The sequence below is a fragment of the Streptococcus sp. HF-2466 genome (assembly GCF_015594645.1).
Taxonomy (GTDB): domain Bacteria; phylum Bacillota; class Bacilli; order Lactobacillales; family Streptococcaceae; genus Streptococcus; species Streptococcus anginosus.
This window is the reverse complement of record NZ_JADNQU010000005.1, coordinates 51,748-75,790: the sequence shown is the minus strand read 5'-3', so window position 1 is coordinate 75,790 and position 24,043 is coordinate 51,748. Positions and strand designations below refer to the sequence as shown.

20 protein-coding genes, 3 pseudogenes and 1 riboswitch are annotated in these 24,043 nt (G+C 39.2%); of the genes and pseudogenes, 10 read left to right on the top strand and 13 right to left on the bottom strand.

Annotated features, from left to right (window positions below):
* The first annotated feature begins 120 nt into the window (after positions 1-120).
* Positions 121-876: a hypothetical protein gene (locus IYQ91_RS05605; RefSeq protein WP_195673319.1), complete on the top strand. Its 756-nt coding sequence runs from the start codon at positions 121-123 to the stop codon at positions 874-876.
* Positions 877-913: 37 nt separating this feature from the next.
* On the opposite strand, the gene uvrA is transcribed toward IYQ91_RS05605, so the two are convergent.
* Entirely contained in the window at positions 914-3,739 is a 2,826-nt protein-coding gene (gene uvrA, locus IYQ91_RS05600; protein ID WP_195673318.1) for an excinuclease ABC subunit UvrA, read from the bottom strand.
* Positions 3,740-3,861: 122 nt separating this feature from the next.
* Between uvrA and IYQ91_RS05595 the strand changes: the two genes are divergently transcribed.
* Together IYQ91_RS05595 and IYQ91_RS05590 are read left to right on the top strand one after the other, a co-directional pair.
* A complete protein-coding gene (locus tag IYQ91_RS05595; RefSeq protein ID WP_195673317.1) occupies positions 3,862-4,806 on the top strand; it encodes a magnesium transporter CorA family protein in 945 nt (314 codons plus the stop codon).
* A 15-nt stretch (positions 4,807-4,821) separates the two neighbouring features.
* Entirely contained in the window at positions 4,822-5,499 is a 678-nt protein-coding gene (locus tag IYQ91_RS05590; RefSeq protein ID WP_174721428.1) for a DUF1129 domain-containing protein, read from the top strand.
* A 179-nt stretch (positions 5,500-5,678) separates the two neighbouring features.
* Here IYQ91_RS05590 and rpsR read toward each other — a convergent pair whose 3' ends face one another.
* From rpsR to rpsF, 3 genes are read right to left on the bottom strand one after another with little or no spacing between them, the layout of a single operon-like run.
* Positions 5,679-5,918, bottom strand: a complete 240-nt coding sequence (gene rpsR, locus IYQ91_RS05585; protein WP_000068664.1) for a 30S ribosomal protein S18 — start codon at positions 5,916-5,918, stop codon at positions 5,679-5,681.
* Positions 5,919-5,954: 36 nt separating this feature from the next.
* Entirely contained in the window at positions 5,955-6,446 is a 492-nt protein-coding gene (locus tag IYQ91_RS05580) for a single-stranded DNA-binding protein (protein WP_003026323.1), read from the bottom strand.
* Between the two features lie 11 nt (positions 6,447-6,457).
* The gene (rpsF, locus tag IYQ91_RS05575) at positions 6,458-6,748 is read right to left on the bottom strand and encodes a 30S ribosomal protein S6 (protein WP_003026325.1); all 291 of its coding nucleotides are present in this window, start codon (positions 6,746-6,748) and stop codon (positions 6,458-6,460) included.
* A 277-nt stretch (positions 6,749-7,025) separates the two neighbouring features.
* Here rpsF and IYQ91_RS05570 point away from each other — a divergent pair.
* The 3 genes and pseudogenes from IYQ91_RS05570 to IYQ91_RS05560 all read left to right on the top strand — a co-directional run bounded on the left by IYQ91_RS05570 (position 7,026) and on the right by IYQ91_RS05560 (position 9,355).
* Positions 7,026-8,068 (top strand): annotated as a pseudogene (locus tag IYQ91_RS05570) (GtrA family protein).
* A complete protein-coding gene (locus IYQ91_RS05565) occupies positions 8,065-8,970 on the top strand; it encodes a phosphodiester glycosidase family protein (RefSeq protein WP_195673315.1) in 906 nt (301 codons plus the stop codon). The pseudogene IYQ91_RS05570 and the gene IYQ91_RS05565 overlap by 4 nt, the downstream one beginning before the upstream one ends.
* A complete protein-coding gene (locus IYQ91_RS05560; RefSeq protein WP_195673314.1) occupies positions 8,945-9,355 on the top strand; it encodes a hypothetical protein in 411 nt (136 codons plus the stop codon). The genes IYQ91_RS05565 and IYQ91_RS05560 overlap by 26 nt, the downstream gene beginning before the upstream one ends.
* A gap of 235 nt (positions 9,356-9,590) precedes the next feature.
* Here the strand turns inward: IYQ91_RS05560 and IYQ91_RS05555 are convergent.
* From IYQ91_RS05555 to IYQ91_RS05525, 7 genes and pseudogenes are all read right to left on the bottom strand, one after another.
* Positions 9,591-10,192: pseudogene (locus IYQ91_RS05555) on the bottom strand (histidine phosphatase family protein).
* Positions 10,189-10,782, bottom strand: coding sequence for a histidine phosphatase family protein (locus IYQ91_RS05550; RefSeq protein ID WP_195673313.1), 594 nt, complete (start codon positions 10,780-10,782; stop codon positions 10,189-10,191). The pseudogene IYQ91_RS05555 and the gene IYQ91_RS05550 overlap by 4 nt, the downstream one beginning before the upstream one ends.
* An 11-nt stretch (positions 10,783-10,793) precedes the next feature.
* Complete coding sequence (locus tag IYQ91_RS05545) at positions 10,794-11,636, bottom strand: Cof-type HAD-IIB family hydrolase (protein ID WP_195673312.1); 843 nt, start codon at positions 11,634-11,636, stop codon at positions 10,794-10,796.
* A 12-nt stretch (positions 11,637-11,648) separates the two neighbouring features.
* Positions 11,649-13,090: pseudogene (locus IYQ91_RS05540) on the bottom strand (glycoside hydrolase family 1 protein).
* A 260-nt stretch (positions 13,091-13,350) separates the two neighbouring features.
* The gene (locus IYQ91_RS05535) at positions 13,351-14,787 is read right to left on the bottom strand and encodes a glycoside hydrolase family 1 protein (RefSeq protein ID WP_195673311.1); all 1,437 of its coding nucleotides are present in this window, start codon (positions 14,785-14,787) and stop codon (positions 13,351-13,353) included.
* Between the two features lie 3 nt (positions 14,788-14,790).
* A complete protein-coding gene (locus IYQ91_RS05530; protein ID WP_195673310.1) occupies positions 14,791-15,132 on the bottom strand; it encodes a PTS lactose/cellobiose transporter subunit IIA in 342 nt (113 codons plus the stop codon).
* Position 15,133: 1 nt separating this feature from the next.
* The gene (locus IYQ91_RS05525) at positions 15,134-15,883 is read right to left on the bottom strand and encodes a PTS transporter subunit EIIC (protein ID WP_229311691.1); all 750 of its coding nucleotides are present in this window, start codon (positions 15,881-15,883) and stop codon (positions 15,134-15,136) included.
* A 28-nt stretch (positions 15,884-15,911) separates the two neighbouring features.
* Between IYQ91_RS05525 and IYQ91_RS05520 the strand changes: the two genes are divergently transcribed.
* Positions 15,912-17,516 (top strand): BglG family transcription antiterminator, encoded by a 1,605-nt coding sequence (locus tag IYQ91_RS05520; RefSeq protein WP_195673309.1) that lies wholly within the window; start codon positions 15,912-15,914, stop codon positions 17,514-17,516.
* Between the two features lie 312 nt (positions 17,517-17,828).
* On the opposite strand, the gene metF is transcribed toward IYQ91_RS05520, so the two are convergent.
* The gene (gene metF / locus IYQ91_RS05515; protein WP_229311689.1) at positions 17,829-18,683 is read right to left on the bottom strand and encodes a methylenetetrahydrofolate reductase [NAD(P)H]; all 855 of its coding nucleotides are present in this window, start codon (positions 18,681-18,683) and stop codon (positions 17,829-17,831) included.
* Between the two features lie 67 nt (positions 18,684-18,750).
* The gene (metE, locus tag IYQ91_RS05510; RefSeq protein WP_195673308.1) at positions 18,751-21,000 is read right to left on the bottom strand and encodes a 5-methyltetrahydropteroyltriglutamate--homocysteine S-methyltransferase; all 2,250 of its coding nucleotides are present in this window, start codon (positions 20,998-21,000) and stop codon (positions 18,751-18,753) included.
* Between the two features lie 263 nt (positions 21,001-21,263).
* A riboswitch (TPP riboswitch) is annotated at positions 21,264-21,351 on the top strand.
* Positions 21,352-21,434: 83 nt separating this feature from the next.
* Here metE and IYQ91_RS05505 point away from each other — a divergent pair.
* Genes IYQ91_RS05505 through IYQ91_RS05495 form a run of 3 tightly spaced genes read left to right on the top strand, consistent with a single transcriptional unit; the run spans position 21,435 to position 23,981 of the window.
* Entirely contained in the window at positions 21,435-21,995 is a 561-nt protein-coding gene (locus IYQ91_RS05505) for an ECF transporter S component (RefSeq protein WP_195673307.1), read from the top strand.
* A 1-nt stretch (position 21,996) separates the two neighbouring features.
* A complete protein-coding gene (locus tag IYQ91_RS05500; protein ID WP_126467705.1) occupies positions 21,997-23,331 on the top strand; it encodes an ATP-binding cassette domain-containing protein in 1,335 nt (444 codons plus the stop codon).
* Positions 23,328-23,981 (top strand): energy-coupling factor transporter transmembrane component T, encoded by a 654-nt coding sequence (locus tag IYQ91_RS05495; protein WP_117644755.1) that lies wholly within the window; start codon positions 23,328-23,330, stop codon positions 23,979-23,981. Before IYQ91_RS05500 ends, IYQ91_RS05495 begins: the two co-directional genes overlap by 4 nt.
* Positions 23,982-24,043: the final 62 nt, after the last annotated feature.

Genomic DNA, 24,043 nt, shown 5'->3' with positions numbered 1-24,043 from the left:
TTATTATAGCAAAAAAATACCGAAAATAATACAATCTATATAGTTGGGATTAGATGAAATTGACATTTGAAAGCGCTAAATGTATAATTTTTGTTATACAAGAAATGATGAGGTAACGATATGAATAAAACAGAATTACTGTTACAAAGACTGGATGAGATTGGTCAGTCTCTAAAAGATTCGAAAGAAGCACTAGCTTTGCTGGCACTTGGTTCTTGCGGAACAGAAAGAGAACGATTGGATCAGTACTCAGATTTAGACTTCTTTGTTATTGTAAAAGATGGCTACAAACAGACCTATATCCAAGACCTAACCTGGTTAAGTAAGCTAGAACCAATTGCATTTCACTACCAAAATACAGTGGACGGACATAAGGTTCTATTTGAAGATGATGTTTTTTGTGAATTTGCTGTCTTTGAAGCTCATGAACTAGTAAACATTCCCTTCGCTGAAGGCAAGATTATCTGGAAGGAGGTCGGTTTTGATGAAACAATCTGTCAGCCACAAAGACTGCCATCAAAAGAAAACAGAGACCGTGAATGGTTGTTGGGAGAAATTTTATGTAATCTATATTTAGGGCTAGGTCGCTATCAGCGAGGCGAAAAATTAGCTGCTTATGATTTGATCCAAAACAGATCCGTCAAGCTTTGGACTGAACTAATCAGTTTGGAAACAACTTCTCAATCTAATTTTATAGATATCTTTAATACCAATAGACGATTTGAAGAAGGTTATCCAAAGGAAGCCAAGCAATTGCCTCACTTTTTGCAAGGTTACGAACGCATTTCTGAGTCTGCTCAAGCACTCCTAGAATATCTGGATAAACACTATTCTCTTAACCCATTTATAAAAGAAAAAATTCGTAATTTATTATAAAAAAGACTCTGCCTAAAAAAGCAGAGTCTTTTAAATCTTATTTTAACTTTCCTTTTAGATACTGGCCAGTATAGCTAGCAGAGTTTGCAGCTACTTCTTCTGGTGTACCAGTAGCAATAATAGTACCTCCGCCAATACCACCTTCTGGTCCAAGGTCAATAATGTGATCGGCCGTCTTAATAACGTCCAAATTATGCTCGATGACGAGAACCGTGTTGCCATCATCTACAAAACGTGATAGCACTTGGAGAAGTTTCGCAATATCCTCCGTGTGCAGACCTGTAGTTGGTTCATCCAGAATATAGAAAGACTTACCTGTTGAGCGCTTGTGAAGTTCGCTGGCTAGTTTCATCCGCTGAGCCTCCCCACCAGAAAGAGTTGTGGCGGGTTGCCCCAAGGTCACATAGCCTAACCCAACATCTTTAATCGTCTGCAACTTCCGCTCGATTTTTGGAATATGTTTGAAGAATTCGACTGCGTCATTGACCGTCATATCCAAAACTTGAGCAATGTTTTTCTCCTTGTAGTGCACTTCCAAGGTTTCACTATTGTACCGTGTTCCATGACAAACCTCACAAGGGACATAAACATCTGGTAAAAAGTGCATCTCAATCTTGATAATCCCATCCCCAGAGCAGGCCTCGCAGCGTCCCCCCTTCACATTGAAAGAGAAACGCCCTTTTTTATACCCACGAATCTTAGCTTCATTGGTCTTGGCAAAAAGGTCACGAATATCATCGAAAACCCCAGTATAAGTAGCAGGATTGGAGCGAGGAGTCCGTCCAATCGGGCTTTGGTCAATATCAATCAAACGATCGATATGCTCAATGCCTGAAATCTTTTTAAATTTTCCCGGTTTATCTGAATTTCGATTGAGCTTTTGCGCAATCGCTTTTTTGAGAATAGAATTAACCAGAGTGGACTTGCCAGAGCCCGAAACGCCCGTCACAGCGATAAATTTTCCCAGCGGGAAGCGGGCCGTGATGTTTTGCAAATTGTGCTCGCTCGCACCTGTGACTTCGATAAAGCGCCCATTTCCAACTTGGCGTTCTAGCGGAACTTCAATCTTGCGTTTACCTGACAAGTATTGACCTGTAATGGATTTTTTGTTTTTCGCAACTTGCTCTGGAGTGCCTGCCGCAACAATTTCACCACCAAAAACACCTGCTCCAGGTCCAACATCAATCAACCAATCAGCCTCGCGCATGGTGTCCTCGTCATGTTCAACTACGATGAGAGTATTGCCTAAATCACGCATTTTTTTGAGACTGGCAATCAAACGATTGTTATCCCGCTGGTGTAGACCAATAGAGGGTTCATCCAAGATATAAAGAACACCACTAAGGTTGGAACCAATTTGAGTTGCCAAGCGAATCCGCTGACTCTCACCACCCGACAATGTTCCCGCAGAACGAGATAGTGTCAAGTAATTAAGTCCGACATTATTCAGAAAAGTCAAGCGATCTCGGATTTCTTTGATAATTGGTGTTGCAATGGCTACTTCATTTTCAGTCAAAGTCAGATGAGAAAGTAATTCTAAATGATCTGCAATAGACAAATCAGATACTTGCCCAATATTAAGACCACCTTCACCCCCCACTTTAACAGACAAGGCTTGTGGATTCAATCGATAACCATGGCAACTTGCACAAGTCAACTCATTCATATAAAGACGCATTTGGCTACGGGTAAAATCACTGTTAGTTTCATGATAGCGGCGGTTGATATTGGTTACTACTCCTTCAAAAGGGATGTCGATATCCCGCACGCCACCAAATTCATTTTCATAATGAAAATGAAATTCTCGTCCTTCAGAACCAAAGAAGATTAGTTGTTGTTCATCTTCGGTCAGTTCCTCAAATGGCTTATCCATCTCGATGCCAAAGGCTTCCATCGCCTGAGCTAACATTTGCGGATAATAACTAGAAGAAATTGGATTCCACGGTGCTAGAGCGCCTTCCCGCAAGGTTTTACTACTGTCAGGAACCACCATATCCAAGTCCACTTCCAACTTCACACCCAGACCGTCACAATCAGGACAAGAGCCAAATGGTGCATTAAAAGAAAAGAGGCGAGGCTCCAACTCAGGTACCGTAAAGCCACAGACTGGACAAGCATAATGCTCGGAAAAGAGTAATTCCTTGCCATCCATCGTATCAATCACCACGTAACCGTCCGCAATTCTTAAGGCTGCTTCAATCGAATCAAATAACCGACTGCGTACACCGTCCTTAATAACAATCCGGTCTACCACTACTTCGATATCGTGCTTTTTTGTTTTAGAAAGCTCTGGAACTTCTGTGACATCATAAATATCTCCGTCCACGCGCATACGTACGTATCCGTCTTTTTGAATTTTCTCAAAAATTGTCTTGTGTTGCCCTTTTTTCTTGCGAACAATGGGCGCTAGAATTTGCAACCGCTGACGTTCGGGTAATTCCAAAACTTGATTGACGATTTGTTCTACAGAAGAAGCTTTAATGGCTCCATGCCCATTGATACAATATGGAGTTCCCACACGCGCATAGAGCAAACGGAGGTAATCATTGATTTCTGTAGCTGTTCCGACTGTTGACCGCGGATTCTTGCTGGTCGTTTTTTGATCAATAGAAATGGCTGGACTAAGTCCGTCAATTGAGTCCACGTCTGGTTTTTCCATATTGCCCAAAAATTGGCGGGCATAGGCAGACAAACTTTCTACATAGCGACGTTGCCCCTCTGCATAGAGAGTGTCAAAAGCTAAGCTAGATTTGCCTGAACCAGACAAACCAGTCACGACAACCAGCTTGTCTCGCGGAATTGTGACATCAATATTTTTTAAATTATGAGCTCGTGCTCCATGAATGATAATTTTATCCTGCATTCTTACCACACTTTATTTTAAACTTCTTTTTATTATAACAAAATTTTCTACAATCTTTTACCCAAAAACTCGGAATTTTATAGTATAATAGTACGGTGTGCAAATAACTGAAGGAGGAAAACATGAAACAAGTCTTTCTATCAACAACAACTGAACTTAAAGAAATTGATACGCTTGAGTCGGGGACTTGGATCAATTTAGTCAACCCTTCTCAAAGTGAGTCTGCTGAAATTGCCAACGCCTTTGACATTGATATTACGGACTTACGAGCACCCCTTGACGCAGAGGAAATGTCTCGTGTTACCATCGAAGATGAATATACCTTGATTATTGTGGATGTTCCAATTACAGAGGAGCGAAATAATCAGACTTACTATGTAACCATCCCTCTAGGGATTATTATTACCGAAGAGGCGATTATTACCACCTGTTTGGAAAAACTCCCTTTATTGGATATTTTTATCAATCGACGACTGCGTAATTTCTATACTTTCATGCGTTCGCGCTTTATTTTCCAAATTCTTTACCGCAATGCCGAGCTTTATCTGACAGCGTTACGCTCTATTGACCGCAAGAGTGAGCAGATTGAAAGTCAACTGCACAAGTCCACTCGCAATGAAGAATTGATTGAACTCATGGAGCTTGAAAAAACGATTGTCTATTTCAAAGCTTCCTTGAAAACCAATGAGCGCGTGATTAAAAAATTGACCAGCGCTACAAGCAATATTAAGAAATATTTGGAAGATGAGGACTTGCTGGAAGATACACTCATCGAGACCCAGCAGGCGATTGAGATGGCAGATATTTATGGAAATATCTTGCACAGCATGACCGATACATTTGCTTCTATCATTTCAAATAATCAAAATAACATCATGAAAGCTCTGGCTTTGGTGACAATTGTCATGTCCATTCCAACCATGATTTTTTCAGCCTATGGAATGAACTTCAAAAACAATGACTTACCGCTCAACGGGGAACCGCACGCTTTTTGGATTATTATTTTTATCGCCTTTGCGATAAGTGTTTCCCTGACTGTTTACCTTATTCACAAAAAATTATTCTAATTAAAAGGAGATCTTATGACACAAGTTTCTTTGGATAAATTAAGCAAAAAGAATCAAGAATTTGTCCGTATCGCAACTCACCAACTCATCAAAGACGGAAAAACAGACGAAGAAATCAAAGCCTTGCTAGAGGAGATTATCCCAACAATCCTTGAAAATCAAGCAAAAGGCATCACCGCTCGCGGACTTTATGGAGCACCAACTGTTTGGGCAGCGAATTTTTCAGAAGCAAAACAAAAAGAAGCTCAAACTGTCCAAGAAAATACCAACCCTTATCTTATGATTATGGATGCTTTCTTATTTGTCTTTAGTTTGTTTGCTATTTTAAATAGTAGTGTTAACTTATTCTCCAAAAATCCTAGCAATTATGGCGTTGTGACGATTGTACTTGGTAGCGCGGTGGGGGCACTCGTATTTTATGGCATGTATTACTTTATTTACCGTTTTTATTATGCCGACCAGGACCAAAGTCAGAAACCACCATTTTTCAAATCGCTTCTTATCATTTCAGCTGCTACGATTTTGTGGGCTGTTGTTCTTTACGGAACAACCTTCCTGTTGCCAGCAGTTTTAAATCCAAAGCTGCCAAACTTATTTATTCTAGTGTTTGGCGGAGTAACTTTGGCACTTCGTTTCTATCTCAAAAAGAAATTCAATATCCGCAGTGCTTTAACCGCACCAAGACAACTTTAGTCATATTTTTATTTGAACATCCGCTTGTTTCAACAGGTGGATGTTTTAATAAGATCTAATAAGTATTTTTGACAACCGTTTCAAACAATTTTGAGCATAAGAAAAGCAACCTATTTAGTTGCTGATTGAGTTTTAAAAAATGAGCATGATTTTATGAAATTCATGCTCATTTTTATATTTTAGTCTTCGTTTACGAAAGGCATTAAAGCCATTACGCGAGCGCGTTTGATTGCTGTTGTTACTTTACGTTGGTTTTTAGCTGAAGTTCCTGTTACACGACGAGGAAGGATTTTCCCACGTTCTGAAACGAAACGGCTAAGAAGCTCAGTATCTTTGTAATCAACATATTCAATCTTGTTTGCTGCGATGTAATCAACTTTTTTACGGCGTTTAAATCCGCCACGACGTTGTTGAGCCATGTTCTTTCTCCTTTATATCATTATTCTGTTTGTCCATTAAAATGGTAGATCGTCATCTGAGATGTCCATTGGATTGGTATTACCAAATGGATTTTCATCACGAGAAAAGTTGGGTACTTGATTGGCAGAAGTTGAGTTCCCAAAGTTGGATGATGAATTTCCGAAATTATTAGAAGTGTAGCCACCAGAAGATTGACCTTCACGGCTGGCACGACTTTCTAGCAGTTGGAAATTGTCAGCTACCACTTCTGTCACATAGACACGTTGACCTTGCTGGTTTTCGTAGTTACGTGTCTGAATCCGACCAGTAATTCCGATGAGAGCTCCTTTTTTAGCCCAATTTGCAAGATTTTCTGCCTGCTGGCGCCAAATTACAACGTTAATGAAATCTGCTTCTCTCTCGCCACTTTGATTTTTAAAGTTGCGATTGACAGCAAGAGTAAAAGTTGCGACCGCTTGATTTTGCGGAGTATAGCGAAGTTCGGCATCTCGGGTCATCCGACCCACAAGTACAACGTTATTTATCATAGTAACCCTTCTTATGCGTCAAGTTTGACGATCATGTGACGAAGAATGTCAGCGTTGATTTTTGAAAGACGGTCAAATTCATTCAAAGCGACTGCGTCTTCAGCTTCAACGTTTACGATGTGGTAAAGTCCTTCACGGAAATCTTGGATTTCGTATGCAAGACGACGTTTTTCCCAGTCTTTTGATTCAACAACAGTTGCACCGTTGTCAGTCAAGATAGAGTCAAAGCGTGCTACCAAAGCGTTTTTCGCTTCTTCTTCAATGTTTGGACGAATAATATAAAGAATTTCGTATTTAGCCATTGATTTTTCCTCCTTTTGGTCTAATGACCCCCAGCCATTGCAAGGGGTAAGTGAGGTTTTCTCACGAATAACTATTATACTAAACTTTTTGGGAAATAGCAAGAAAAATTTGTATGTGTTTTTTGAAACGCCTTATAACATCTTCTTTTTTAGCATGTTTTCCTTTACATTTTCCACTTCAAAACCTTAAAGCTAACTGATATCAGTTAGCTTTAAGCTAGCCTGTCTATACTAGTGTGTAACTTTTCTATCACTTTTCTAAGAAAGGAGTAAACCCATGAACTATTTAGTCATTCCCGCATACAGACCCGACCTTCATCTCATTCATTTGTTGCAAAAGGTGAAGGAAAAGAGTTCGCTGCAAATCATCGTGGTAAACGACGGCAGTCCGACTAGTTATGATTCGATTTTCCAGGAAGCTCAAAAGTACGCTACGGTTCTATGCTATATGAGCAATCAAGGCAAAGGGCAAGCGCTGAAAACAGTTTTTTCTTATATTGATTCCTTAGGGCAATATGGGACAGTGGTCACAGCTGATGCAGATGGTCAACACAACGTATGGGATATTTTCCGAGTGAGCAAAAAGGCTCAAGAAAACCCCTATCACTTGATTATGGGAGCGCGTTCTTTTTCTGGCAACGTTCCTTTGCGTTCGGCTTTTGGAAATAAATTAACACGATTTCTGTTTAAGCAACAGACTGGTGTTTCCGTGACAGACACCCAAACAGGACTTCGTGGATTTACAACCAACATGATTCCGTTTATGTTGGAGGTTGAAGGGCAGCGTTATGAATATGAAATGAATATGCTGCTAGCTGCTTCCAAAGAATATCCTATCATTGAAGTTCCAATCGAGACAATTTATATCAATGACAATCAAGCTTCTCACTTTAGACCGGTACGAGATGGGCTCATGATTTATAAAGATATGTTTAAGTTTGCTCTTTCTTCAATTAGTAGTTTTTTGATTGACTATATCGTCTATGCTCTCGCCCTCTTTGTGCTTGCTGCGGTACCAACTAGTCTCAAAATTTTACTGGCAAACGGAGTGGCTCGTGTCACTAGCTCGATTTTTAATTACTCCACAAACAAAAGATTGGTCTTTAAAAATAAAGACAGTGTTGTTAAAACGGGTACTGGTTATTTCGGGCTAGCCTTGGGCTTGTTTATCCTTGACACCCTTTTGATTAGACTCTTTTACGCCATCTTCGGTCTCAATTTGCTAATTATTAAAATCCTCGTCGGAACGCTGCTCTTTTGCCTATCTTGGCTCGTTCAAAAAAAATTATTTTCAAAGAAAGGACGCATACTTTATCATGAAGTTTTTCAAAAAATCCTATGCTTATGCTAGTCTCTTTGGTATGTTGTTGACAGGGGCGTTTACCTATTCAATGCTAAAAACCTTTGTCTTGTCAGAGTCTATTACAACTGTAAAATCTTCTTCAAGCTCGACAAGTACAACTGCTGCTAAAGCCGCAACAAATGCCACAACGACTGATACGAGCTATAAAGACGATAATATTTCAGTAAAGATTACTACAAAAAACGTCAGCAACACGAAAGTGTACATTGCAGATATTACAGTCAGCTCGTCTGAATATCTCAAAACCGCTCTAGCGCAAAATACTTATGGAAATAACGTAACCGCTAAGACTTCGGTTACAGCAGCCAATAACAATGCCATTCTGGCTATCAACGGTGATTTCTACGGAGCAAATACAACTGGTTACGTCATCCGCAATGGTGTTGTCTATCGAAATACCGTTCGTGAAGATGCTAGTAATGGCGATCTAGCAATTTATAAAGATGGGAGTTTCGGAATTGTTTACGAAAATGATGTTTCTGCTGAAGACTTGGTTAAAAATGGTGTTGTAAATCTTCTTGCCTTCGGTCCTACTTTAGTTAACAATGGTAAGATTACTGTTTCAAGTAATTCGGAAGTGGGGCAATCCATGGCTTCTAATCCACGTACAGCTATTGGGATAATTGATAAAAACCATTATATTATCGTTGTATCAGACGGTCGAACTTCAGAAAGCGCGGGACTTTCTCTCTATGAACTTGCAGAAGTTATGAAATCTTACGGGGTGAAAACAGCTTATAACCTTGACGGTGGTGGCTCGTCTACTCTTTACTTCAATGGAAAAGTCGTCAATAAACCAACAACTAACGGAACAATTTCAGAAAGGGCGGTGAGTGACATTGTCTACATCGGTTACTAAAGCAAGCAAAAAACGGTTCAAAAAGACAGCCGTTGTCTATGCCTTAATCACAGTATTTTTCTTCATTTTTAGTCGTATTTACGAGCACTTCAGCTTTGGAGAGACTTCAGTATATATGCATTATCTCTTTGGAGTACCACTAATAGGAGGGATAGTGCTTCTGATTTTTCAAAAAATCATCCCTAATTTTTCACGGCTCAGTCTCAATCTTTGGAATTCTGCGGTCGCAACCATTGCTACTGGCGTGCTCTTTCGTGGCATTGTCAACCTGTCTGGACGCTCCACCACAATGGATCTCCCTTACTGGTACGTAGGAATTGGACTTGCTGGATTAGCCCTACTCTCCATGATCTTCACCAGAAGCGTGTGGGTAACAGAAGAATAGCTTTTATAATATTGCAAATCTCGAAAAATTCTTCGAGATTTTTCGTAAAATATTTGAGTTCAGGATAGTTTACTAATGCAATCACCTGCAGAAAAAGGAAATTTGAGAAAATTACATATAAAAAGAAAGAAAATGATGGTTTTGGTCATCATTGTCTTTCTTTTATTCAACTATTAAACAGCCACTCTATACTATTTTCTCTATAAGAGATCAAGCGAAAACAAGTAAGTTGCCGTTACAAGTTATAGACTGTTTTAGCCAATGGGTCAATAACTTGTCGAAGCAGAAACTGGTCGTTTTCATATTGGTAATGACAAATGGCACAGTTACTGAAATAAATATTAGGATCAGGCAAATAACCTACTTTTAGATAAAAAGCCCACATAGCGCCACCGTGGCTGACGACCAATGTTGGATTTTCAACAGTAGGCGTTTTTTCATGACTTCTGTCAGAGTGGTCAGCATGCGTTCTCCTACTTGAATCACATCTTCACCCCCATAAGGCACGTATAAATCTTCAAAAGACACCGCACCAGCTCGAAACTTTGGCTGCAATCTTTCTGGCTGAGCTTCAAAAAGTCCAAAATTCCACTCTTTCACCCCCTTGAGATGGGTGTGATCTGTTCGACCCGTCACAATTTCCAAGGTATCAGAAGCCCTCTCTTGAGTGGAAGAGTAGATACCCCCAAATTCAATGCCATTTTTCTCGAAAAAATCTCGCGTTTGCTCGGCTTGCTCTATACCTAAATCAGTCAGCGGTGAGTCACATACTCCTTGCACCAGCCCTTCTTGATTGAAAAAAGTTTGACCATGCCGCATTAGATATAAATCTTTCATTTTTCCTCCCAGCCACTAAAGTCATGCCCAATCGTTTCTTCCAGATAAAATTGGTCATCTTTAAAAGTAAACCTCAGAATTCCACAATTTGTCATGTGACCCAACTCATCCAGTTGCCAATTATCTTTCCAAGCACGAGCAAAATTAGCCATGGCACCGCCGTGAGATACCATTAGAACAGACTTGCCTTTCGTTTCTTGCATGAGCTGTAGGATAGTCACAGCCATGCGCTCTCGAACTTGGTCTTGAGATTCCCCACCATAGGTCACAAAAAAATCTTCATATGGCAAAGGAGGATTGAGGTCTTCGCTTTCTCCTTCAAAAGTTCCAAAATTCCATTCCTTGAGGCCTTTAACTCGCTGATAAGGAAGACTACCATTTGTGACAATTTCCAAAGTATCACAGGCTCGTTCAGAGGTTGAGCTGTAAGCCGCATCAAATACGACCCCTGCATTTTTAAAATACTGCCCAGCCACCTGAGCCTGATACCCTCCTAAGTCCGTCAAAGGGGCGTCACACCAGCCTTGAATCCGATGTCGCTTATTGAATAAAGTTTGCCCGTGTCGCATCAAATAAAGTGTTTTTGTCATAAAATATTCCTCTAAAGAAGTTCTAATTTTTCAAAGGCATTGTAGAGACCGTCCTCGGCCACATCATCTGTCACCATATCCGCCATGGCTAATATTTCTGGGCCGCCATTACCCATAGAAACCCCAATTTGACAATATTCCAACATCGGAATGTCAATCTTGGCATCTCCAAATGCAATCGTATCTTCTTTTTTCGCCCCCAAATGCTCTAACAGCACATCAATCGCATGAGCTTTCGTAATATCCTTAACTCCTAAGTCACCAAAGAGAGCTTCTTCCCCACGACCACCCCATGTACCAGCCTTGAGCTCTGGAAAAGCTTCCTTAGAGTCCAAGTGATCCTGATAAGAAGTGAGAATAAAGCTGATTTTATTTAGATCATCTCGGTAAAGCTCACCACCAAAGACCATGCCGTGCATCACATCTTCAACCTCTTGATGTTCAACTTCCGCATCTGTTTTCCCTTTTTTCTTGGCATAAAGTTTCATGACCGGACGCGCTGCATCACGGAAATGCTCACTAGCAAAGAGACCATTGTTGCTTTCTAAATAAAATTCCAATCCTCTCTCATGCAGCCAGTCTACCACTCTCTTTTCCACCTCTAAAGGAATCAACTGATGCATGATGACCTGTCCTTCATGCTCTACATAAGAACCATTCCCGCCAATCATACCGTCTAGACCGATAGCCCAGATTTCCTGAGGCATTTCCGCCCTGCTACGTCCCGTACAGACATAGATCAGATGCCCATTTTCCCGCGCCTGACGAATAGCCTGGATAGCGGATTCTGGAATGCGATTGTCATAATCCACCAAAGTTCCGTCTACATCTAAAAAGATAATTTTTCTGCTCATCTGTTTACCTCTCTATTCTTCCAAGGCCGCTGCCCCGTTGGTTTCAATCACTTTCTGATACCAGAAGAAAGAGTCCTTACGGGAGCGATCATAGCTTCCATTTCCTTCATCATCTGCATCCATATAGATAAATCCATAGCGCTTGCTCATCTCAGAAGTGGAAGCAGAAACCAAATCAATACAGCCCCAAGGTGTGTAACCCATAAGCTCCACTCCGTCCTCAATCGCTTCATACATTTGCTCAATGTGAGCCTTGAGGTAGTCAATTCGGTAGCTGTCGTGGATAGAGCCATCTGCTTCTACTTTATCCAAAGCACCCAATCCATTTTCTACGATGAAAAGCGGAACCTGATAGCGGTCATAGAGCTTATTGAGGGTAATGCGCAGACCCACCGAGTCAATTTTCCAACCCCAATCAGAGGCTTCTAGATAAGGATTTTTTTCACCCAAAGAGAAATTGCCTGCAGTTCTTTCACCTTCTTCTGTTCCTTTAGCACGCGCTACAGAAGACATGTAATAGCTGAAGGACATAAAGTCCACCGGATACTGCGCTAGCAATTCTAAGTCCCCGTCTTCGATTTTCAACTTAATGCCATTTTGTTTGAAAAAGCGTTGAGCATAACTTGGATATTTTCCGCGCACCTGTACATCAGAGAAGAAAAGATTTTCATGGTCCTGCTGAATTTCTTCCATAACATCCAAAGGATTACAAGTCGCTGCATAGGACTGCATACGCGCCAACATCATACCGACTTTAAAGTCTGGATTGATTTCCCGTGCTGCTTTGACTGCTAAACTGCTAGCTACAAATTAATGATGTGCTGCTTGATACAAGTCTTGGAAATTTTGTTTTCCGTCTTCAAAAAGCAGTCCACCGCCAACATAGCCAGAAATCCCCATAATGTTGATTTCATTAAATGTCAGCCAATATTTCACCTTATTTTTATAACGTTCAAAAACTGTCCGCGCATAGCGCTCAAAAAACCAATAACTCGGCGATCCTTCCAGCCACCGTACTCTAATGCCAAATGAATCGGTGTCTCATAGTGTGACAACGTCACTAAAGGCTCAATGCCATATTTCAAGAGTTCGTCAAAGACCGCATCGTAAAAAGCCAGCCCTTCTTCATTAGGCTCTACATCGTCTCCATTAGGGAAAATTCGACTCCAAGCGATAGAGAGGCGGAAGGTTGTTTTAAAGCCCATTTCTGCAAAAAGAGCAATATCTTCCTTGTAACGATGATAAAAGTCAGAGCCCCAGCGCTTAGGATAGAGTCCTTCCTTATCATTAAGAGCAGCTTCTACTTTTTCTCTGGTCATGGGTGCGGCAAAACCTTCCATATTTTGACGTTCCTCAGGGCGTACAGCTTTGGCTGTATCAGATGTAGCCGAACCACGACCACCTAAATCCCAGCCACCTTCATACTGATTGGCAGCAGTTGCACCGCCCCACAAAAACCATTCGGAAACCGTTTTTCTGTCATTTCATTCACCTCGTTCTTTAATTACTTCTATTATACTCTTTTTTGAAACCCTTTTCTTGTAGAATAGTCATAAATACTGATACTATTCTTTGGTGTTTTATTATTCACATTTTAAAAATAATACTTAAATTCAACCACCAAAATAAAAAGCAGAACCTTAAGTAAGATTCTGCCCTATATTAGATATTATAGTACAGTAAAAAATCTATTGATATAAGTCGAAATAGCAATCTATAAATCTTCACCATTAGATCGTATGACTTTCTCGTACCATTCAAAGCTATCTTTTTTAAATCGTTGACCCGTCCCTTGTCCATAATCATCCAGATCTACATAAATAAAACCGTAACGTTTTGACATTTCGCTAGAAGAACAGGAAACGATATCAATTGGTCCCCAAGCATAATAGCCTCGCACATCGACTCCATCTCTAATAGCCTCTTTCATTTGTTCAATATGTTGTTTTAAAAAATCAATTCTATAATCATCGTGAATAGTGTTTTCATCGTTTAAGGATTCAATAAATCCCATACCATTTTCAGTGATATAAATTGGTAACTGATAACGATCATAATATTCATTTAAGGCGACTCTTAATCCTACCGGATCAATTCCCCACCCCCATTCATTTGTTTTTAACATTGGATTTAAATTTCTATTTTTTTCTGTTTTATATATTTTTGCATTTGTTGTTTTTGTAGCATAATATGAGAAACTAATAAAATCCACTTGATTCTTACTAAATTCATCTAAATCTTCATCTGTAATTTCTATTTCAAATTTATTATCTTCATAGTATCTATATACATAATTAGGATAAATTCCCTTAGCTAATACATCAGATACAAAGTATTCCATTTGAGATATTTTTAATGCAGCTAAAATATCTTCCGAACTTGGTGTTTCAGGATATGGATTTTGATAATAAGACATCATACCAATTTGCATACCACTATTAATTTTTTTGCCAATACCTATTGCTTTCGCACAGGCAACTAGTTCATTGTGTAAGCCTTGCTGTTTAGCTTCTTTTAAATTTTCTACTGTATCGCTTGGTATACCTAAATGATTAAAAGATTCATGATGAATAAGGTTCATTTGGTTAACTAAAATCCAATATTTAACTTTTTTATTATACCTTTCAAATAAAACTCGACAATAATTATCAAAAAAATTAATAGTTTTTCGATTATACCAACCATTATACTTTAAGGCAAGATTCAATGGCATTTCATAATGAGCAATTGTGACCATTGGTTCCATACCATTTTTTATAATTTCATCAATCAAATTATCGTAAAATTTTAGACCTTCTTCATTTGGAGTGGTCTCATCTCCATTTGGAAAAATTCTTGCCCAATTAATAGAAATTCTTAAACTATTCATTCCCGTTTCAGCTAGTAATTTTATATCTTCCCTATAAGTATGATAAAAATCTATTGCTGTTCTTTTTGGGAAAAATACATCTGGATCATTTAATAATTTATTAATATCTTGTGTACTAACTTCCTTGTTGGATTTCTTTCTCAATGGTATATCACGATAAGGAATCATGTCTGCTATACATAAACCTTTACCTCCTTCATCGTATGCTCCCTCACATTGATTTGCAGCTAATGCTCCTCCCCAAAGAAAATTATATGGGAATTTATCTGGATTCTTTCTCATAGTTCAGTGTCCTCTATTTTCTAATTTGATAATTCTTTTTTCGTAACTTTCAAAAATTTTAATTAATTGTTTAGCAATATTAATTTCACTATAAATAGTCATTAAAGTATCTTGAGCATGTGCGAACAACAACGAATACTCAGATTGTTCTCCCCGTGCTTCTCCTTGAATAGCATCAGTTTGTACCTTATGTGCTTTAGTAATTTCAATTTGAGCTTCTTTTAATTTCTCTTTTCCTCCTTCAATATTAAATAATGCAATCTGGTCTAAAGCTTCTTTGCATTTCAGTCTTGCATCCCCAGCATGCAAAATAATTTCCATGGCTGATTGTGCTGTTTTGTCCATATTAATCTTCTCCTTCTAGTTCTTCTTCAGCTAAATATTGTTTTTCATATATTTTAAAGAATGGATACCATACAAGTGTAGTGATAATAAATATTCCTATTACAAGAATAACAGACGTTATGGAACCACCAGTTGCTAACCATGTACAAATTGGATATGGACAATACCACAACTGAAATAATATTTTTGGAATCACTGCAAAAGGAATAACTTTTGTAAATAAGTATGCTAATGAAGCAGATATAAAACAATTTAATATCATTGGAATCATTAAAATAATATTATATACAACTGTACCAAATACCAATGGTTCATTAATATTAAAAATTGAAGGTACTACAACGACTTTTCCTAAAGATTTAAGTTTTTTTGATTTAGATTTTAATAATAAGAATGCTAAGCCAAGGGTACATCCCCCACCTCCAATTGTATAATAAGCATATTGAAAAGAAGAGGTAAATACGTTAGATGCAGTTCCTGCAATATTAGCTTCTATACCAGCTAACATAATCGGCATTGTAATCGGAACCAGCACCCATGCAGAAATCCCCATTGAATAAAATACTCCTTTGATTACGATTAAAGCAATAAATCCCCAATAGGTTTCCGCTATCCCTTGTAATGGTCTAAATAAAGTTAAGATAACATTATATAAATCAAATCCTAATATTCCAACAATAATCCATCCTAAAATAACAACAACACCAATTGGCAACATTTGATCAAACCATTGTCTAATAAAATCAGGCAAATTTGATTTATTTGACTTATCAGAAGAAATGTTTATCAGCTATTCAACCCTCCAAATTGAATTAAAAAAAATAAAGCATCAATTATCTAAATTTGATTTAGATATGCAAGTGAAAAATAATCATATTTATATAATTGGCACAGAAAAGAACAAAAGAAAATTAATTAGTAGTCTTCTTTATAATCAATCAAACATTGACTTCATGAACTATGCTACAATCCAGTCACTATTTCCTAACATTGATGTAAATTATCTTAAAACTATCATAATATCAATATTAGAGGAAAACCAATATTTTATTAATGATTATTCTCTCATAAACTTCATTCTCCATGTAACAATCATGGTTGATAGAATAAAACATAACAACTTTACTAATTACCACGGAGAAATTCCTTCGGTCTCAGAATCAACATATAAAATATGCAAATTATTATCTGAAAAAATTGAAGAACGATTTAGTATTACATTTTCTGAATTTGAAATAACAGAATTAGTGATTTTACTTATATCTAGAGCAAACCAAATAAATTATGATACTACTAATTTAGTTAAAGTCCAGAACTATATCGGTACAGAGGTAAGTACATTGGTAGCATTAATTTTAAAGAAACTTAATCAAATATATTTTATTAAAATTGAAGAAAACAGTGAGTTTATATTACGATTCTCGCTCCATATAAAAAATCTATTAATCAGAGCCAGCAACAATTATCTAAGTAAAAATCCTTTAGTTGAAAGCATTAAAATTCAAGCTCCTTTAATTTATGATATATCTGTAACTATAGCATCCATCATTCAAGAACAAACTAAATTAACTATTAATGATGATGAAATAGCATATATAGCTTTTCATTTAGGCAGTCTAATAGAAACTCAAAAACAGTTAGTAACTACTTTGACAGCGATCCTTTACTGTCCAAATTATTATCAAACTGCAAAAACCTTAGCTACAAAACTATCCGAGTTCTTTGGAAAAAGACTCCTAATTAAAGACATTGTTAATGAAGAAGAAAGCATTCCAAATCCACTAGATGTGGATTTAATAATAACAACTGTGCCAATCAACAAAAAAATAAATTGTCCTACCCAAACAACTACACTTTTTTTCAACCAACATGATAAAGATAAAATTAATAGGAGTTTAGATTCAATTATTAAATCCAAACAAAAAGGCGAATTCGAAGAGAAACTTAGAGAGCTAATTACACCTGAGTTATTTAAAATAAATATGAAAATCAACAATAGGTATGATGCCATTAATTATATGGTTGAAACTTTACAACAAAATGGTTATGTTAATAATGATTTTATGCACAAAATTATGGAAAGGGAAAAATTATCATCTACTGCTTTTAATCAATTTGCTATTCCTCACTCACTATCAATGGAAGCCTTAAAAACAGGTATTTCTATTTTGATAAATCCCAAAGGGATAGAATGGGATAGCCAAAATGTCCAACTGGTACTAATGCTTTGTTTTAGCCCAAACCAACGTACATTATTTAACGAGATTTTTGAGCCACTAACAAATATTTTAATAGAACCTGTGAGCTTTGCAAGAATAATCAAAAGTAATAATTATGATGAATTTATTATAAATTTGGTATCATCTAATTCCTTATTTAATTAATACATACAATAATCATTCTTAAATATTTCAAGCAATAAACTATTTGATACAAACTAAGTTTTTTTAGATATGCTTTGTTTCATTCAATTCTGATATTTAAATATATTGAATTCTTTGACTACCTCCTTACTATTCTTATAAAATCCCCAAAATTTAAGATAAATTCATCTTAGTACTTAAAAACCGGCAAGCAGTTTAGCTGAACTGCTTGCCGGTTTTTAGTTTTATTGCATTCATTTATTATTGTATTTTTTAATTTTTAGAATTGACCCTTACATTTATAAATAGATATGCAAAATATTTTTGCAACTATTACTTATTAAAAAATGTATGTGTCGCCTGATAAATTTGATGAGCAGTATTGGAATTGTTCATTGTATATAGATGAACACCCGCCACATCTTGAGTGACTAAGTCAACAATTTGGTCAATCGCATAGGCTAATCCTGCTGCTCTAAGAGACTCTGGATTATATTCATATTTATCCAAAATCGTTTTAAATTTTCTCGGCAAATGAATATTTTCGCAGGTTTTAAGCAAACGCAGGGCTTGATTACGATTTAGAATCGGCATAATCCCTGCATGAATGGGAATTTCAATCCCAGCCAGAGTACATCTTTCTTGAAAATCATAAAAACGCTCATTATCAAAGAAAAGTTGAGTGACCAAACTCGAACAGCCTGCATCTACTTTCTTTTTGAGATTCTTGATATCTGAAACTCGGTCTAGTGAATCCGGATGCCCTTCTGGATAGCAAGCACTAATAATTTCAAAATGCGGTGCCTGTTCCTTAATATACTCAATCAAATCCGTCGCATAGGTAAAATCTTTCTTTGGCTCCATATTTGGAACAATATCTCCTCGAAGCGCCAATACCTTATGCACACCTACTCTATCAAGAGCTTCTAGCGTATCTGATACCATCTCCTTGGTCAAATACACCGCCGGTAAATGCGCAATCGTTGGAATCTGCAGATCATTGTAAATAAAATCAGCCAAACGAACCGTTGTCTCTTCAATATTAAATTTACGATTACTCGCAGTAACACTGATGAAATGTGGTGCCAAATCCTGCATCTCTTTCAATGCTGGGATGATTGTTTCATTGCCTACTGTTGGATTTGGAGGAAATACTTCAAATGAGAGAGACGGACTGTGGCTAGTCATGATTTTACAATTCCTTTACTAAGATAGAAAGAGTGAATTTTCACTCTCTTCCATCTGATTTTTCATTTTATAGATTTTCACGCGCTGCCTTAGCTGCTTCTACCAGGCGGACCAGGCTGGCTTTGGTTTCAGTGATACCACGAGTCTTGAGTCCGCAGTCAGGATTGATCCATACCTTGCGGCTTGGCACCTTGGCTAGGATGGCTTCGATGGTGTGGTCGATTTCCCCTTCATTTGGCACGCGCGGTGAGTGGATGTCATAGACCCCTGGTCCCACTTCTGTTTGGAAGTTTTGGGCCTTGAGCTCGTCCAAGATTTCAAGGTTTGAACGACTGGCTTCAAAGGAGATGACATCGGCATCCATGTTATCAATAGCTGGGATGATGTCTGTAAACTCAGAGTAGCACATGTGGGTGTGGATCTGGGTATCCGGTGCTACTGTAGAGTGAACTAGACGGAAGGCTGGAATAGCCCAGTCCAGATAGTCCTCATACCAGTCACTGCGGCGGAGCGGTAGCTTTTCACGCAGGGCAGCTTCGTCGATCTGGATGATCTTGATACCAGCTGCTTCCAGGTCCAGGACCTCATCCTTGATGGCCAGGGCGATTTGCAGGGTAGAGTCCTTGATAGAGATGTCTTCGCGTGGGAAGGACCAGTTGAGGATGGTTACAGGTCCTGTCAACATTCCCTTGACCGGCTTGTCCGTTTGGCTTTGGGCATAGCTGGACCATTTAACAGTAATCGGGTTGAGGCGGGTTACATCTCCCCAGATAATCGGCGGTTTCACCCCACGCATACCGTAGGACTGCACCCAGCCGTTCTTGGAGAAGAGATAGCCGGACAGATTTTGACCGAAGTATTCTACCATGTCATTGCGCTCGAATTCCCCGTGAACCAGAACATCAAAACCGACTTTTTCCTGCCACTTGATCCATTCGTCGATCTGCTCAGCCAGGAACTTATCATAGTCTTCCTGAGAAAGCTCACCCTTGCGGAAGGCCAGGCGCTTGGCCCGAACTTCCTTGGTCTGAGGGAAGGAACCGATGGTTGTCGTCGGCAGGACCGGCAGTTTGAAGGCTTCCTCCTGGATGGCTTCGCGTTCTGCGAAGGCCGGCAGGCGAGTGTAGTCGGCATCGGTCAATCCAGCGATACGAGTTGCCAATTCAGCATTTTTACCGACACGCTCTGTCGCAAAGAGTTCCTTGTTGGCAACCAAGACTTCTGCTCCGCCACCATTGCGGATGGCATCCAGGTCCCGGATCTCATCCAGCTTTTCCACCGCAAAGGCAAAGTGCTTGAGGATGGCTTCTTCAAAGTCTTCATTGGTTGTGGTGAAAGGTACATGCAGCAGGGAGCAGGAGCTGGTCAGCACAAGCTTTTCAACCGGAACCTGCTCCAGAACAGCCAGGCTCTTTTCATAATTGTTGCGCCAGATATTCTTACCGTTGACAATCCCGGCATAGAGGGTCTTGTCGGCCGGAAAGCCAGACTTGACCAGCTCCAGGGTTTTCTTGCCTTCGACAAAGTCCAGACCGATAGCGTCTACCGGCAGTTCAATCAAATCGGAGTAGATATCCCGAACATCGCCAAAGTAGGTTTGGATCAGGACTTCCAGTCCCTTCTTGTCCGCCAGGAGCTTCTTGTAAAGATCCAGGAAGAGGGCCTTCTCTTCGGCGGACAGGTTCTTGACCAGGCTTGGCTCATCCAGCTGGATACGCTCAGCTCCCAGGTCGGCCAATGTGGCCAAGACTTCCTGATAAGCCTTGGCCAGGGCATCCACAAACTGGGCAGCCTCTACCCCTTCTTCAAAGTCGGACAGCTGCAGGAGGGTGAAGGGACCTACCAGGACCGGACGGGTATCCAGGCCCAGCTCCTTGGCTTCCTGGTATTCGTTAAAAATCTTGTGACCGACCAGTTTGACCTCAGTGTCTTTTTCAAATTTTGGAACGATGTAATGGTAGTTGGTGTTGAACCACTTTTTCATGGGCAGGGCACGGACGTCCCCTTTTTCTCCTTGGTAGCCGCGGGTCAGGGCAAAGTAACGCTCCAAATCAGACAGATCCAGGCCCTGAACAGAGGACGGCACTACGTTAAAGAGGAAGGCGGCATCCAAAACATTATCATAGTGAGAAAAGTCGTTGGACGGCACTTCGGTAATCCCGTGCTCTTTGACGATATTCCAGTGCTTGGCGCGCAGGTCCTTGGCAGCAGCCAGGAGCTCTTGAGCTGAAATTTCATTCCTAAAGTATTTTTCAGTGGTGAATTTTAATTCGCGGAATTCTCCCAAACGCGGGAAGCCGATAATCGTTGTTGACATAGTCATCCTCCAAAATTTCTTGTTGACACTATCTTAACAGAAATTAAGTCCCCTGTATAATTGGAATTTCCAGGAATTTGTTATAGTTAAAAACTATATCTAGATTTCAAATATATATTAAACGTTGATTACATCGCGTGTTATTTAACATTTTATGATTTGATATAGTTTAAGACTATAGCAGCTGCATACATAAAATTTTTGGAAATCCTTTGCTTGCTATTTTAAAAAATAGATGTTAGAATAGCAACATAATAAAAAGCAAAGAACATTTGGGGTGCTGAGGCTGAGATTATACCCATGGAACCTGATGCAGTTAATGCTGCCGCAGGGAAATGTATAAGAAAGACCAAACCGTTCTAATCATTTATGTGATCAGATTTTATTTTGTCGCGCTAAAACTCCTCATCTGCTTTGTTAGAAGGAGTTTTTTTATGTTTGAAAAATGGAGTTTACGAGATGTTATCCTCTTAGCTCTTTTAGCTATTCTTTTCGGTGGGATTTTTGTCGGTTCAGGTTTTCTTTACAATATTTTGACAGCTATTTTAGCGCCAGCAGGTTTGGAGCCTTTCGCCAATGAAGTCTTGTTCGGACTTTGGTGCATGGCAGCTCCTATGTCAGCTATACTCATTCGCAAAACTGGTAGCGCCACGATTGGAGAAGTGCTTGCAGCCCTCGCAGAGGTACTATATGGTAGCCAATTTGGCATGAGCACCTTGATTTCTGGCTTCATACAAGGATTTGGTAGCGAGCTTGGGTTTGCTGCGACCAGATACAAACGCTATGATTGGTTGTCACTTACTTACAGCGCAATTGGTACGACCCTTTTGAGCTTTGCCTATGAATATTTCAAAATTGGTTACTATGCTTTCAAACCTGAGTTTGTTTTAGCATTGTTTGTTGTCCGCTTCCTTTCTGTGTTCTTTTTCTGTGCTGTTCTAGTCAAAACTATTATGAATCTTTACGACAAGATTAACCAAGCTGCTGGTAAATAAGATGAAACTAACATTAGAGCACATTTATTTTAGAGATGTCTTTAAAGATTTAACCTTCGCCTTTGAAACAGGGAAAATGACGCTCTTGATTGGCGATACCGGTGCTGGCAAATCAACCCTTTTTCGGATTTTAACAAATTTCAATGAATTAGACTTCGCTGGAGAGGTAAAGTTAGGTCATACATTGCTGTCTCATTTACCGATTCATGAACGAGTTACCTATCTTAGTATGATGTTTCAAAATCCAAGCCGTCAATTCACCATGCCAACTCTTTATGAAGAATTGATTTTTACCTTGGAAAATCTCCAGACACCCGCTGACCAGATTGATGAAAAAATCCAGCATGCGATTGCACTTGGCAAAGTAGAGCACCTGTTTCATCGAGACTTTCTGACCCTATCTGGTGGAGAAAAGCAACAAGTCTCTCTGGCGGTTCTGTTGGCTATGGATTCACAGATTATCCTATTGGACGAGCCTTTTGCTTCTGTCGATCAAGAAGCACGCAAACGCTTGATTCATTTACTAGCAAACTTGACAGAAATGGGGAAAACGGTGATTCTGTGCGACCACGACCGCAGTCTCTATGCTGACTGCGTTGACCACCTTGTTGAATTAAAAAATGGGGAACTTTTTGAACGAGATGTAGCTCTTTTAAAAAAGGAACTCCCAAGCTATCAGCTGGCACGCGAAAATACCCAGCGAAATCCTCTCTTACAATTACAGCACGTTTCCTGTCAATTTGACTCAAAAATACTTTTTACGATTGAGGATTTTACTTTTCAGCAAGGTGTTACGACTCTCATCGGGTCTAACGGTGCCGGTAAATCAACTCTTTTTCGTGCTATTTTGCAATTGCAAAAATACAAAGGCAATATGAATTATCAGGGACAAAAACTCAAGAAAAGCAAACAATTGTACCGCCATATTACTGCCGTTGTCCAAAATGCTGAAAAGCAATTCATTCGGACGACACCCGCAGAAGAATTAAACCTGTCCTCTCTTTCCAGCGAAAACCAAGCAAAGGTACAAGAAGCTTTGGATTTATTTGGCTTAGCAGACAAAATGGATTCCAGCCTTTTTCACTTGAGCGGCGGACAGAAAAAAATCATTCAATTATTGGCTATCTTGACCTTGGAAACTCCTGTCATACTCATGGATGAGCCCTTTACTGGCTTAGATAAAAAAGCCTGTGATTTTTTTGCTAATTGGATTAAGGAAAAAGCTGCACAACAGAGCTTTATTATCATTTCTCATCGTTTGGAGCCCTTGGACGGCATTAGTGATCATTTGGTAGAGCTGACGTCTCACGGGCTGACAGAGAGGAGAGCGCTATGAAAAAAGAAGAAACAAATGTCCTAGCACTCTTGCTCCTTCTCATTGTACTGACGCTAGAAATTTCCTTTATCCGCTCAACATGGCTCAACTGCGCTATTGTCGTAGGAGTACTTGCCCACCTCATTTGCCTAAAGAAATGGTGGGGTATTTTCTGGACACTGCTCTTACCTTTGCTACCAGCACTAGCAAATTACTGGGCTATTCAACTTCACGGAGATAACAGTCAAGCAATAATACTGTTTACCCGATCTTTTGCTTTAGCAGCTCTGGGAATGACCTTTTTATATGGCGTCAATCTCAATCAACTCTTGCGCTACTGGCATCAAAAAGGGCTCCCGAGTCATTTTACCTACGGACTGCTCGTTGTCTTAAACGCTATTCCAGTTATTCAAAAAGAAATCCAAGCTGTTCGCGAAGCCAGTCTTTTGCGAGGCAAAACCTTACATTTCTGGTCGCCAATCTTTTATATCAAAGCAATTTTTATCGCTTTTAACTGGCGTGATTCCTATGTAGAAGCTATGTATGCACACGGCTTTGATGAGACTGTCAAGCGAAGCTATTACCGACATTTAGAAACACCAAAAAGCACCACCCTTGCTTGCTTCTTGATTTTCCTCCTTATCAATCTAACCCTTTTTATCCCAAAGTAGGAATTTGATACAAAAAACACTACAATCAATTTTATTTTTTAGAAGGTCTTTTTATCCATTTA

Excerpts from the sequence above, each read along its gene's own strand:
- IYQ91_RS05580 (WP_003026323.1), bottom strand. The coding sequence starts at position 6,446 with ATGATAAATAACGTTGTACTTGTGGGTCGGATGACCCGAGATGCCGAA.
- IYQ91_RS05565 (WP_195673315.1), top strand. The coding sequence starts at position 8,065 with ATGAAGTTTTTCAAAAAATCCTATGCTTATGCTAGTCTCTTTGGTATG.
- IYQ91_RS05605 (WP_195673319.1), top strand. The coding sequence starts at position 121 with ATGAATAAAACAGAATTACTGTTACAAAGACTGGATGAGATTGGTCAG.
- metF (WP_229311689.1), bottom strand. The coding sequence starts at position 18,683 with ATGACTAGCCACAGTCCGTCTCTCTCATTTGAAGTATTTCCTCCAAAT.
- IYQ91_RS05530 (WP_195673310.1), bottom strand. The coding sequence starts at position 15,132 with ATGGACAAAACAGCACAATCAGCCATGGAAATTATTTTGCATGCTGGG.
- IYQ91_RS05595 (WP_195673317.1), top strand. The coding sequence starts at position 3,862 with ATGAAACAAGTCTTTCTATCAACAACAACTGAACTTAAAGAAATTGAT.
- IYQ91_RS05550 (WP_195673313.1), bottom strand. The coding sequence starts at position 10,782 with ATGACAAAAACACTTTATTTGATGCGACACGGGCAAACTTTATTCAAT.
- IYQ91_RS05545 (WP_195673312.1), bottom strand. The coding sequence starts at position 11,636 with ATGAGCAGAAAAATTATCTTTTTAGATGTAGACGGAACTTTGGTGGAT.
- IYQ91_RS05535 (WP_195673311.1), bottom strand. The coding sequence starts at position 14,787 with ATGAGAAAGAATCCAGATAAATTCCCATATAATTTTCTTTGGGGAGGA.
- metE (WP_195673308.1), bottom strand. The coding sequence starts at position 21,000 with ATGTCAACAACGATTATCGGCTTCCCGCGTTTGGGAGAATTCCGCGAA.
- rpsR (WP_000068664.1), bottom strand. The coding sequence starts at position 5,918 with ATGGCTCAACAACGTCGTGGCGGATTTAAACGCCGTAAAAAAGTTGAT.
- IYQ91_RS05495 (WP_117644755.1), top strand. The coding sequence starts at position 23,328 with ATGAAAAAAGAAGAAACAAATGTCCTAGCACTCTTGCTCCTTCTCATT.
- IYQ91_RS05590 (WP_174721428.1), top strand. The coding sequence starts at position 4,822 with ATGACACAAGTTTCTTTGGATAAATTAAGCAAAAAGAATCAAGAATTT.
- IYQ91_RS05500 (WP_126467705.1), top strand. The coding sequence starts at position 21,997 with ATGAAACTAACATTAGAGCACATTTATTTTAGAGATGTCTTTAAAGAT.
- IYQ91_RS05520 (WP_195673309.1), top strand. The coding sequence starts at position 15,912 with ATGTTTATCAGCTATTCAACCCTCCAAATTGAATTAAAAAAAATAAAG.
- uvrA (WP_195673318.1), bottom strand. The coding sequence starts at position 3,739 with ATGCAGGATAAAATTATCATTCATGGAGCACGAGCTCATAATTTAAAA.
- IYQ91_RS05505 (WP_195673307.1), top strand. The coding sequence starts at position 21,435 with ATGTTTGAAAAATGGAGTTTACGAGATGTTATCCTCTTAGCTCTTTTA.
- rpsF (WP_003026325.1), bottom strand. The coding sequence starts at position 6,748 with ATGGCTAAATACGAAATTCTTTATATTATTCGTCCAAACATTGAAGAA.